This window comes from Ignavibacteriales bacterium (assembly GCA_016700155.1).
In the GTDB taxonomy this organism is placed as follows: Bacteria; Bacteroidota; Ignavibacteria; order Ignavibacteriales; family Ignavibacteriaceae.
In genome coordinates, this window is the sequence record CP065001.1 from 818,252 (window position 1) to 831,562 (window position 13,311).

Annotated in this window: 9 protein-coding genes; 8 read left to right on the forward strand and 1 reads right to left on the reverse strand. The window is 36.5% G+C overall.

The features are described from left to right. Window positions 1-78: 78 nt before the first annotated feature. Entirely contained in the window at window positions 79-1,704 is a 1,626-nt protein-coding gene (locus tag IPM56_03315; GenBank protein QQS36998.1) for a sodium:solute symporter, read from the reverse strand. Between the two features lie 134 nt (window positions 1,705-1,838). Between IPM56_03315 and IPM56_03320 the strand changes: the two genes are divergently transcribed. The 8 genes from IPM56_03320 to IPM56_03355 all read left to right on the forward strand — a co-directional run bounded on the left by IPM56_03320 (window position 1,839) and on the right by IPM56_03355 (window position 13,219). Then, entirely contained in the window at window positions 1,839-2,891 is a 1,053-nt protein-coding gene (locus tag IPM56_03320; GenBank protein ID QQS36999.1) for a galactose mutarotase, read from the forward strand. Between the two features lie 5 nt (window positions 2,892-2,896). After that, window positions 2,897-3,880 (forward strand): aldo/keto reductase, encoded by a 984-nt coding sequence (locus tag IPM56_03325; protein ID QQS37000.1) that lies wholly within the window; start codon window positions 2,897-2,899, stop codon window positions 3,878-3,880. A gap of 181 nt (window positions 3,881-4,061) precedes the next feature. After that, complete coding sequence (locus IPM56_03330; protein ID QQS37001.1) at window positions 4,062-5,090, forward strand: LacI family DNA-binding transcriptional regulator; 1,029 nt, start codon at window positions 4,062-4,064, stop codon at window positions 5,088-5,090. 98 nt (window positions 5,091-5,188) lie between these two features. Then, entirely contained in the window at window positions 5,189-6,688 is a 1,500-nt protein-coding gene (locus IPM56_03335; GenBank protein QQS37002.1) for a carbohydrate kinase, read from the forward strand. 261 nt (window positions 6,689-6,949) lie between these two features. After that, on the forward strand, window positions 6,950-8,263 hold the full coding sequence (xylA, locus tag IPM56_03340; GenBank protein QQS38215.1) for a xylose isomerase: 1,314 nt from the start codon (window positions 6,950-6,952) through the stop codon (window positions 8,261-8,263). Window positions 8,264-8,291: 28 nt separating this feature from the next. Then, on the forward strand, window positions 8,292-10,604 hold the full coding sequence (locus tag IPM56_03345) for a glycoside hydrolase family 3 C-terminal domain-containing protein (protein QQS37003.1): 2,313 nt from the start codon (window positions 8,292-8,294) through the stop codon (window positions 10,602-10,604). A 72-nt stretch (window positions 10,605-10,676) separates the two neighbouring features. Beyond that, entirely contained in the window at window positions 10,677-12,071 is a 1,395-nt protein-coding gene (locus IPM56_03350) for an MFS transporter (protein ID QQS38216.1), read from the forward strand. A gap of 5 nt (window positions 12,072-12,076) precedes the next feature. Further along, window positions 12,077-13,219 (forward strand): endo-1,4-beta-xylanase, encoded by a 1,143-nt coding sequence (locus IPM56_03355; protein QQS37004.1) that lies wholly within the window; start codon window positions 12,077-12,079, stop codon window positions 13,217-13,219. Window positions 13,220-13,311: the final 92 nt, after the last annotated feature.

Here is a 13,311-nt window from a genome sequence, read left to right on the forward strand (position 1 = left end):
CGTCAAGTGCGGGATTTGTTATTTTAAAGATAGAATGCTTTAATAATAATTCTCAGATCATTTGCTGCAAATTCAGTTCTAACCTGCAACGCCCAACGGTGAAAAATATACGAACACAGCGATTATAAAAACTACAACAATTAATGACAGCACAAGATCAAATGTTGTCCAGCTTGATCTTGAAGTTGCTTTATCTTCTTTTACTGTAGTTGAATATGTAAGCCCATTTAGTTGTTCTTCAGAAGGCTTGGCTGTTAATAAACTTACAATAGTCATAAGTAAAATGCTGAATGTGAAAAGCATTATACAAAAGTATAAAAAGTTCACAGTCGCAAAGTCATATAATAATCCGCTCAGTGAATCTTTACTTATCTCAAGTATGATTCTCAAAATTCCAATTACAAATCCGCCGATAAGTGCTGATAAAGCTCCGTAAGAATTAATACGTTTAAAGAAAATTCCTAATAGAAAAACTGCCGCAATTGGCGGTGCGATGTATGATTGTACACTTTGTAAGTATTGGTATAATGTTCCCGAAATATTTTTCATTAAAGGAATCCATAGAATTCCGAGTACAACTACAACTCCCGTAGCAAGCCTTCCTATTGATACTAATTTTTTTTCTTCAGCGTCAGGATTAAATTTTCTATATATATCCATAGTAAACAATGTTGAACACGAATTAAAAACTGATGCAAGTGAACTCATCAAAGCGGCTAATAAACCACCTGCTATCAATCCTCTTAAACCAACTGGTAGTAGCGTTTTCACAAGTACCGGGAATGCCTGGTCGGATTGTGTCAATTCTATTTTTCCACTGCTTGCTAATGCCGCAGCAATCAACCCGGGAATTAGAAAAACAAAGAATGGAAATAATTTTAAGTATGCCGCAAAGATAGTTCCCCGTCTTGCTTCTTTTTCATTTCTTGCCGTTAAGATTCTCTGGACTATATATTGATCCGTACACCAATACCATATACCGACAATTGGGGATGCAAATAAAATTCCAGCCCATGGAAAATTTGGATCGGATAAAGGAGGAAACATATTTAATTTTTCTGCCGGCACTGATGCAATCAATTCGTTCCATCCGCCTAATTCATAAAGACCGATTATTGTTAAAAGTATTGAACCGAACAAAAGCAGAATCGCCTGCATAGCTTCCGTATAAACTACAGCCCGCATTCCACCAACTACAGTATAAATTCCTGTAAGCACAACGAGTACAAGGGCACCTGTCCAGAAATCAACACCAAGGAATGATGTGATAACAACCGCACCGGCATAAACAGTAACTGATACTTTGGTTAAAACATAACTTACAAGTGAGACAACTGAAAGGAACCATCTTGCTTTATCGTTATATCTTCTTTCAAGAAACTCGGGCATGGTAAATACTTTGCTTCTAAGATAGAATGGAACAAACACCCAGCCAAGCATAAGTGCAATCCATGAGTGAAGTTCGTAATGACCCATTATCAAACCTGAATCAGCGCCGGTTCCTGCGAGTCCGACAACATGTTCCGAACCAACATTTGAGGCAAGGATTGACGCGCCGATTACAAACCAACCTACATTCCTGTTAGCAAGAAAATATTCCTGCGCAGAATCTTTTTTCTTTTTCATTGACCAGTATGAAATTCCTGCAATTACCAGGAAGTATAGAAAAACAATTATCCAGTCTGCAGTTCCAAGAAAATCCATGTTTCACCTTCAACTTTATCCGGATTTAATATTATATTTGCTCAGAATAACTAAAAAATTAAAACGGTTTAATTAAGTTCAAAAATTTATTAAACCATGTGGGAAAAATAGAATAATATACTTATCAAAAAAATATGATCACTAAATCTTTTTACGGTAACCTTTCTGACGGCAGGGAAGTTAATCTTTACTCTCTTCTCAATTCTCATGGTATGATGGTCAACATTATAAACTACGGCGCAATTGTTACAAACATTTTTGTGAAAGACAAACACGGTAAACTTGACGACGTTGTTTTAGGTTATGACTCACTCGATGGTTATGTGCAGGATAAAAGTTTTATGGGAGGTATCGTTGGCAGATACGGCAACAGGATTTCTAAAGGAAAATTTTTTCTGAATGATAAACCTTACTCATTATCTATTAATAATGGGAACAATCATCTTCACGGGGGAACCACAGGCTACCACAAAGTATTGTGGAATGCTATAACTGAATACAGGGAAGATTCAAAATCTGTTAAGCTTACTTATAATAGTATTGATGGTGAAGAAGGTTATCCGGGTAATCTTATTATCGCTGTGAAATATTCTCTTACTGAAAATGATGAATTGAAAATTGAGTACCACGCTGAAACAGATATGGCAACAGTATTGAATCCAACGCATCATTCGTATTTTAATTTATCGGGGAAGCCAGGTAGTTCAATCGGAAATCATCAACTAAAAATAAATGCCGACAGATTTTTAGCTGTAAACGATGAACAGATTCCCGTTAGTATAGAAGTGGTTGAAGACACTCCGATGGATTTCAGAAAACTAAAATTTATCAGAGATGTAATTGATTCAGATACAGATCAGATGAAGATCGGAAACGGTTTTGATCATAACTGGCTCATCAATAATTATAATGGCACAAAAAAACAAGTTGCGGTTTTGTTTGAACAAAACTCAGGAAGAATGATGGAGATGTACAGCGATCAGCCGGGACTTCAATTTTATTCAGGTAATTTTCTTGATGGAAGCATTGGAAAATCCGGAATTAAAAATGATTTCAGGACCGGACTGTGCCTTGAAGCACAACACTTTCCTGATTCACCTAACCATCCTGAATTTCCTTCAACCACATTATTACCCACTCAAACGTATAGGCAGGAAACTATTTATAAATTCATGGTTAAGGATTAGATTTTATGAAGTACAGAAAATTTGGAACCACCGGATGGAAAATTTCGGAAATAAGTTTTGGCGCCTGGGCAATAGGCGGAACATGGGGAAGTGTAAATGATAAAGACTCAATGACAGCACTTCATACGGCACTTGATTCAGGTATTAATTTTTTTGATACGGCTGATGTGTATGGTGACGGCAGAAGCGAAAAACTTCTGGCGAAGTTAAAGAAAGAACGAAAAGAAAATTTTTATATCGCGACAAAAGCAGGCAGACGACTTAACCCACATATTGCGGAAGGGTACAGCAAAAAAAATATCATCAGGTTTGTTGAACGTAGTCTAAAAAATCTTCAGGTTGATTCAATTGATCTTCTTCAGCTCCATTGTCCTCCGACAAATGTTTATTATATGCCGGAAGTATTCGATATTCTCGATGAACTTGTTGAAGCAGGTAAAATCAGGTTTTACGGTGTAAGTGTTGAAAAAGTTGAAGAAGCGTTGAAGGCAATAGAGTATCCGAATGTTCAATCAGTCCAGATTATCTTTAATATGTTACGACAAAGACCATCTGAATTATTTTTTCAGCAGGCAAAGTTAAAACAAAAAGGTATCATCGCCCGTGTTCCGCTTTCATCGGGATTATTAACAGGAAAGTTTACAAAGAGTACAAAGTTTGAAAAAGATGATCACAGACATTTCAACAGGAATGGGAAATATTTTGATAAAGGTGAAACATTTTCCGGGATTGATTATGAACTGAGTTTAAAAGTTGTTGAAAGTCTAAAAGCAATTTGTCCACAAGCGTTTTCAATGTCGCAGTTCGCGTTAAAATGGATACTTATGTTTGATAAGATCAGTTGCACAATTGCAGGTGCGAAAAATCATTTACAGGTTATTGATAATGCTAAAGCATCGGAATTGCCGGCGCTTAATAATAAAGTAATGAAAGAAGTAAAAAAGATTTATTCAGAATTGATAAAAGAAAAAGTTCATCAGTACTGGTAAAAAATATTTGAACATTTATTAAACCTCGTTGCCTTTCTGAATTTTCTTTTATATAATTGAACCGGTTAAAATATTTTTTAACCTAACTCAAAAAATGAAAAAAAAACTAACATTCATTCAATCTCATATCTCTTTTTTATCCTTTCTATTAAAAATAATTTTGGAAGCTGAGGATTAGCTTGTGAAAAAAATTACAATTGAAGATGTTGCAAAACGCGCTGGTGTATCTAAGGGAACTGTTTCAGCAGTTATCAATGGTAAGAGTACGGTTAAATCTGGAACCCGCAATCACATTCTGGAAATAATGAAGGAATTAAATTTCCGTCCCAAAGGCATTGCAAGGAACATGAAAAACGGTTCTCCTGACAAGAGCATTGGAATTATAATTAAGGATCTCACTTACCCGTTTTATACTTCAATCGCACTTGGCGTTAAAGACTACGCAAACAGCAAAGGCTATTCTGTAATTGTTGCAAGCTCGGAAAATGATCACACCTGTGAAAAAAAATTCTCCAACTTTTTCTCTTCAAAAGATATTAAGGGAGTTATTATAGCTCCAATTGTTGAAGGTGAAGCAGAGATTGAACATCTATTCAAATTAAAGATGATTAACTATCCTTTTGTTTTGCTTGAGGATGTTAAAGGTATCCAGGCTAATGTAGTTGCGATAGATAATATCAAAGCAATTAAAAAAGCTGTGAAGTATTTGATAGATAACGGTCATCAAAAGATTGTACACTTTGCCGGTCCGCCTCATTCATCTCATACGCAGGAAAGAATAGAAGGGTTTCGCCACGCATTCAGTGAACGGACACTTGTATTCAAGAGTGATATGATTGTTAACATAGGTTCAAAGTATGACGAAAGTCATTCACGTACACTTGAATACTTCAAGGATAAAAAGAAAAAAGATTACCCGACCGCAATTGTTTGTTTCAATGATCAGCAGGCACTTGCTGTAATGACGGCAATGAAAGAACTCGGAATAAAAGTTCCCGAAGATATTTCAATTGTCGGTAACGATGATATTTACTATGCAAGGATTTATCCGGTGCCATTAACAACTATAAGCGCACCGAAAGAAGAGATAGGGAGAACTGCTGCTGAAATATTAATCAGAAATATTGAAGCTCAACATTTGTTAACACCGGAAAAAGTGATTCTCGATACTGAGTTTGTTATTCGGGAATCAACAAGAGTTCTTACATAACAAATTAAAATAAAAATTGGGGAAATGCCGTTATAGATTCTTCAGTAAAATACTTGAAGTATGAGGGAGATAACATTTAACAATTCTTAATCAAATCTATGAATAAAAAATTTTTGTTAGGATTAGATATCGGAAGTTCATCTGTAAAAGCATCATATATTGATGCCATAACCGGTGAACTTATTGCTTCTGCAAATTCACCCGAGACCGAAATGAAAATTGAATCATCAAAATCCGGTTGGGCTGAACAACATCCGGAAACCTGGTGGCATCATACTGTTGAAGCTGTAAAAAAGATCACATCAAAAGTAAATGTAAGTACATTCGAAGTTTTAGGAATTGGAATTTCATACCAGATGCATGGATTGGTTCTTGTCGATGCAGATCAAAAAGTTTTATATCCTTCAATTATATGGTGTGACAGCAGAGCGGTTGAAACAGGAAACAAAGCATTTAAAGAACTCGGCGAAGAGTTTTGCCTGGAACATTTTCTTAATTCGCCCGCAAACTTTACTGCATCAAAACTACGATGGGTAAAAGAAAATCTTCCCGATATATATTCGCGGACTTATAAGTTCATGCTGCCCGGCGACTACATAGCTATGAAATTAACAGGCAGGATAACAACAACTATTTCCGGTTTAAGTGAAGGTATATTCTGGAATTTTAAAAATGAACGTATCGCAAATGAAGTTCTTCATTATTATAAAATTCATGAAAACCTGATTCCTGATATTGTTCCAAATTTCGGGGACCAGGGTGTTGTTAATAAAAAGGCAGCAGATGAACTTGGATTAAAACATGGAATTCCGGTTGCATACAGAGCCGGCGATCAACCTAATAATGCATTATCATTGAACGTATTAAATCCGGGAGAGATTGCAGCAACGGCGGGTACATCAGGTGTTATTTATGGTGTGGATAATAAAAATATTTTTGATCCGCAGAACCGTGTTAACACATTTGCTCACGTTAACTATACAAAGTCAAAACATAATGTCGGCGTGTTGTTATGTATCAATGGAACGGGCATTCAGTATAGCTGGATAAAGCAGCAGTTATTTGAAAATAAATATTCATACAATGAGATGAATACATTCGCATCTGCAGTAAGTCCCGGGTCACAAGGTTTGATGTGTTTTCCATTTGGTAACGGAGCGGAAAGAGTTTTAACAAACAAAAGAATTGATGCTCATTTTTCCGGGATTGATTTCAACCTTCATAAGAAGGAACATGTAATTAATGCTGCACAGGAGGGTATTGTATTTACATTTAGATACGGACTTGAAGTAATGAAATCAATGAACATGAAATTCAATGTTGTAAGAGCAGGTAATTCAAATTTATTTCAGAGTCCGGTTTTCAGAAAAGCATTTGTTAATACATGTAACGTTGCATTAGAACTATATAATACCGACGGTTCACAGGGAGCCGCGAGGGGTGCAGGTATAGGAACAGGATTGTTTAGTGAAGTTGCTGCCTTTAAAGGATTAAAATTAGTTGAAGAACTTTTACCTGATCCTGAACTTGTCAATCAATACGATTCAGTGTATAAAAAGTGGGAAGAAATCCTTCGTTCAAAACTGAATGTTAATTAAAAATGTTGGAACGAGTGCTTCAATAAAATTATTGTTCATTTATTAATCGTTAATAGTTTGCACATAAAAATGGAGATTAATTTTGTTGACATTTAAAATTTTTATTTATAATATTAAACCGGTTCAATAAATATTGAACTGATAAAAAGAATAATTTATTGTTTAATTGTATGAGCAAAGTAAAATTATCTATGAAGTGCTTGCTAAAACACCAGATCATTTCAATTCACTATCACACACCAATTCCAGAGTAAATCAATGTTGAACAAATTTTTCCCCAATATTAAAGAAATAAAATTTGAAGGTAAGGAATCAAAAAATCCATTCGCTTTTAAATACTATAACAAACAACAGGTTGTCGGTTCCAAAACAATGGCTGAACATCTTAGATTTTCAGTTGCATACTGGCATACACTGATGGGAGATGGAAGAGATATTTTTGGTAGTCCAAGTTTTAAACGTGAATGGCATAAATCTTCCGACCAAATCACACGCGCTAAAGATACGATGGATGCTGCGTTCGAGTTTTTTCAAAAACTGGGGATAGATTATTATTGTTTTCATGATCGCGACATTGCACCGGAAGGAGATACTTTTACCGAGTCTTGTAAAAATCTTCAGACAATGGTTGAATATGCAAAGTCACTTCAAAAATCTACCGGAGTAAAATTACTCTGGGGAACAGCAAATCTTTTTGGCAATCCGATATATGCACAGGGTGCGGCAACAAGTCCTAATGTAAATGTGATGGCACTTGCAGCGGCACAGGTTAAAAATGCAATTGATGCTACTTATGAACTTGGCGGAGAGAACTATGTTTTCTGGGGCGGTAGAGAAGGTTATGAAACTCTGCTTAATACTGATGTTAAGAGAGAACAGGAGCAGATGGCAAAGTTCTTCCACATGGCGGTTGCATATAAAAAAGAAATCGGTTTTAATGGACAGTTTTTAATTGAACCAAAACCTGCTGAACCTTCCAAACATCAATATGATTTTGATGCTGCTACTTCTTTATACTTTTTAAAAGAACATAACCTGATCGATAATTTCAAATTAAACATTGAAGCAAATCATGCTACTCTAGCAGGACATACATTTGAACATGAATTAGCAGTTGCATCAGCAGCAGGTAAACTTGGTAGTGTTGACGCAAACCGGGGTGACCTTATGCTTGGATGGGATACAGATCAGTTTCCAACAGACATTTATCAGACAACTATGGCAATGATGATAATCCTTAACCAGAACGGTTTAGGTACCGGCGGATTAAACTTCGATGCAAAACCAAGACGCAGTTCGACCGATCCTTATGATCTGTTTCATGCTCATATCGGGGGAATGGATGCGTTTGCACGCGGATTATTAATTGCTCACAAATTAATTGAAGATAAAGCATTGAGTGATTTTGTTAAACAGCGGTACTCAAGTTTTAACAGTGAGATAGGTAAAAAGATTATGTCAGGTAATGCTACATTAAAAGAAATTGAAACGTACGTTATTGATTCAGACGCACCGGTACTTGAAAGCGGAAGACAGGAAATGCTGGAGAACATTCTTAATTCATATTTGAGCTAAAGAGATATTTATAGATTGTTAAAATAAAATGACAGAAAAAATTGTTAACGGTGAAATTCAGGTCGATGTTCTGGATTATAAAAATCCGGCGCTGCCTGTAAAACAAAGAGTGATTGATCTTATTTCAAAAATGACCCTCGAAGAAAAAGTAGCTCAGATGCTTTGTATATGGGGTGATAAGAATACTATCCTCTTTGATGAAACAGGTAATTTGAATTCCTCTGTTCTTGATGAACGATATAAAAACGGTATCGGGCATATAGGGAGATTAAGTGATACCGCTGGCGGCGTGACTCCGGCAACGCAGGTTGAACTTGCAAATACATTACAAAGATTTTTTGCCGAAGAAACGAGATTAGGAATACCTGTAATTTTCCACGAAGAATGTTTGCACGGTTTAGCCGGAAAAGAAGCAACCAGTTATCCGCAGCCAATCGGACTTGCATCAACATTCAATACAGAATTGATAAAAGATATTTACGCTTCAATTGCAAAAGAAGCAGGCAGCCGGGGTGTACACCAGGCACTTAGTCCTGTTGTTGATGTTGCACGCGATCCGCGGTGGGGAAGAGTCGAAGAAACATTTGGTGAAGACCCTTACCTCGTTTCGCAAATGGGTATTGCTGCAGTTCGAGGGTTACAGGGTGATAATGACTTCAGTTCACATAAAAACTTAGCTGCGACTTTAAAACATTTTGCTGCACATGGTCAACCTGAGTCCGGCTCAAATTGCGGTCCGGCAAATTTTTCTGAAAGAGTACTACACGATGTATTTCTTTTTCCGTTCAAAGAAGTTCTTAAGAAAGCAGATGCTATAAGTGTGATGGCTTCATACAATGAAATAGATGGAGTACCGTCTCATTCAAACAACTGGCTGCTTAAAAAAATTCTGAGACAGGACTGGGGATTTACAGGTGCTGTTGTTTCAGATTATTATGCGGTTACAGAACTGAATAACAGGGAGGATACGTTCGGACATTCCGTTGCTTCTGATAAATCCGAAGCTGCAAAAATTGCAGCACTCGCGGGCGTAAACATTGAACTGCCTGATCCTGATTGTTATCCGGCATTATATGAGTTAGTAAAAAATGGAGAGCTATCGGAATCAGTACTCGATGAACTTATTACCCCGATGCTTGAATTAAAATTCCGTATGGGGTTATTTGAAAACCCTTACATTTCATTTTCTGAAACTACATATAACACGATGATAGAAAAACATCGTGACATAGCATTAAAATCTGCTTATGAAACAATGGTGCTGCTTAAAAATGAAAATGAAATTCTACCGCTTGATGAAAAGAAATTAAAATCAATTGCTGTTATTGGTCCGAACGCAGACAGAAAACTTCTCGGTGGTTACAGCGGCGAACCAAAATATTACACAACTGTACTTGAAGGTATAAAAGAAAAAGCTGGCAGAAAAATTAATGTTCTGTACAGTGAAGGATGTAAAATAACTATCGGCGGTTCATGGAATGATGATGAGGTTGTATTAGCTGATACGAATGAAAATGAACAACTCATCAGTGAAGCAGTTGAAGTTGCTAAAAATGCAGAAGTAGTTATTCTTGCTCTTGGCGGCAATGAACAAACTTCAAGAGAAGCATGGAAAAATATTCATCTCGGTGATCGTCCAAGTCTTGAACTTATTGGCGAACAAAGCAGACTGTTTAACGAAATAAAAAAACTTGGTAAACCGGTAATCGTTTTACTTTTTAACGGACGACCAAATTCTGTTAACCACATTTACTCAAATGCAAACGCTTTGTTTGAATGCTGGTACCTGGGACAGGAAACAGGTAAAGCAGTCGCAGACGTATTGTTCGGCGAAGTAAATCCTTCAGGTAAACTTCCAATTTCATTTCCCCGTTCTGCGGGACATATACCTTGTTATTATAACTATAAACCATCTGCAAGAAGAGGTTACCTGTTCGATGACATTTCACCTCTTTTCAGTTTTGGATATGGATTGAGCTACTCAAAATTTGAATTCAGCAATTTAAAAGTGAATAAGAATTCAATCAGCGAAAATGAATCAGTGATAGTCACTGTGGACGTTAAAAACGCTGGTAGTTATAAAGGCGAAGAAGTTGTTCAACTATATATTCGAGATATGGTAAGCAGTGTTACAAGACCAGTAAAAGAACTTAAAGGATTTAAGAAAATCAGTGTTGAACCTGGTCAGATGAAAACGGTTACATTTGAAATTTCATCTGAACACCTGGCATTTACAAACATTGATATGAAGTATGTAGTTGAACCAGGCGAGTTTGAAATAATGATCGGCAATTCCTCAAGGAATGAAGATCTGTTGAAAGTTACTTTTTTAGTTAAATAAAAATTAAATCAATCTTTAAGGTGAACAGTGCAGATTGATATTGAAGAGAACAAAGATTTAGAGTACGCTCAAATCACAGTCGTTAAAGACCGGCTTACTTTAAAAGAGAAAATCGGTTACAGCCTGGGAGATGCTGCGTCCAACATTTACTTCCAGACGTTCATAATATTCCTTCTTAATTTTTACACAGATGTATTTGGTTTACCTGCCGCAGCGGTTGGTACAATGTTCCTTGTAACCAGAATTTTTGATGCAGTTAATGACCCGATAATGGGAACAATTGCAGACAGAACAAATTCCCGCTGGGGAAAATTCAGACCATACCTTCTTTTCTTCGCTTTACCATTTGCAATAATTGGAGTGCTTACATTTACTACTCCGGACTTCACTGATTCAGGCAAACTGATTTATGCATACATAACCTACAATTTACTGATGGTACTTTACACGATTGTTAACGTACCGTACTCTGCTCTGATGGGTGTAATAACTCCTAATTCACTTGAACGTACAGGACTTTCATCATACAGATTTGTTGCTGCTTTTGTGGGAGGGCTGATAGTGCAAGGCTCCGCAATTTCCCTTGTAAAATATTTCGGAAACGGGAATGATGCTGTTGGCTGGCAATGGGCTATGGCATGTCTTGGTGCGCTTGCTGCAATTCTTCTGATTGTAACTTTCCTCACAACCAAAGAACGTGTTCACCCTCCTGCAAATCAAAAAATAGAAACCAAGCGGGACCTTAAAGATTTATTCAACAACAAAGCATGGTTATTGATTGGCGGCGCAACTGTATTCCAGTTGATATTTATTGTGATGAGAAGTTCTTCGATAGTTTATTATTTCAAATACTATATACTTGATCAGCAGTTAAACCTGTTCGGAAGTGTAATAGACCTCTCTTATGAAGTTTTCACATCATCTTTTCTTTTGATTGGAACTATCTTCAATATACTCGGTGCTATACTAACCAAATGGATTGCAAAGAAGTTTGATAAAAAATACACATACACCGGGTTCTTATTCATAAGTTCATTGCTTTGCACATTGTTTTATTTTGTAAGTCCGCAGGATGTCATACTTATATATTTAATTAATATTCTTATTTCATTTGCATGGGGTCCGGTTTCAGTTCTGCAATGGGCAATGTACACCGATGCCGCAGATTTTTCTGAATGGAAAAATAAAAGACGCGCAACAGGGTTGCTTATGGCTGCTTCTCTGTTCGCATTAAAACTTGGACTAACACTCGGCGGCGCATTTGTTGGATGGATACTTGCTTACTATGGTTTTGTTGCGAACCAAACACAAAATCCCGAAACAATTAACGGAATAGTTTTATTGATGAGCCTTTACCCGGCAGTCTTCGGAATAATCGGTGCGGCATTAATGTTCTTCTATCCTTTAACAAATAAAATGATGAGTGATATAGAACATGATCTCACTCTCAGAAGACAAGAATCATAATTGATATGAAGAAAAGTCATCTGAAAATATTATCACAAAAATTTTTAGTCGTAGCAGCGGCACTATTACTGAGTCAGATTTCTTTCGCGCAAAGTGATGGACCATTACGTGAAGTTTATAAGAACAACTTTTATATCGGCGCAGCATTGAATGAAGAAAATATTCTTCAAAAAAATGATGCATCAAATATTTTACTCGAGAGTGAATTCAATTCAATCACTGCAGAAAATGTTTTCAAGTGGGAAAAAATTCATCCATCAGAAGGTGAATATAATTTTGAACTGCCTGACAAATTCGTAGCACTTGGTGAAAAACTGAATATGCAGATGATCGGTCACACACTCATCTGGCATCAGCAGACACCTGAATGGGTATTTAAAAATTCTGACGGAAATTATAAAAGCCGCGAAGAGTTACTTACTCTTATGGAGGAACACATTACCACAGTAGTTGGAAGATACAAAGGAAAAATAAACGGCTGGGATGTTGTTAACGAAGCATTGAATGAAGACGGTACACTCAAACAATCAGAATGGGTGAAGATTATAGGTGAAGATTACCTGCAAAAAGCTTTTGAGTTTGCGTGTCAAGCGGATCCAAATACTGAGTTGTATTACAATGATTTTTCATTAGAGAATGAACCTAAAAGAAACGGCGCAATTGAATTAATTAAAATGCTGAGATCAAAGGGAATCAAAATCGATGCTGTTGGTTTGCAGGGACATTATAAAATGGACTGGCCCACAACATCACAACTTGATTCAACAATAAAAGCTTTTGCGAAGCTTGGTTTAAAAGTGATGATAACTGAATTGGATATTGATGTACTGCCGTACAATAACATTCCCGTTGGCGCCGATATATCAATGAATGTAAAATTGAGAGAAGAATTTAATCCATATCCTGATCGTCTGCCTGAAGAAAATCAAAATATGCTGGCTGAAAGATATGCTGATCTGTTTAAAGTTTTTTTAGTGAACGATGAATCTGTTTCGAGAATTACGTTTTGGGGTATAAGTGACGATGAATCCTGGCTGCACGACTGGCCTATAAAAGGACGGACAAACTATCCGCTTTTATTTGATCATAGTGGAAAGCCTAAACCTGCATACTATGCGGTGAAAAAAATTCCTAAGGAAAGTAAATAGTTGAGTTAAGGAAATTCGCGCCTTAACTAATTACAAATTGAAAATAACCTGACATCAAATGCAGGTAATAGTTCTAAGCTGTTTAAGAAAAA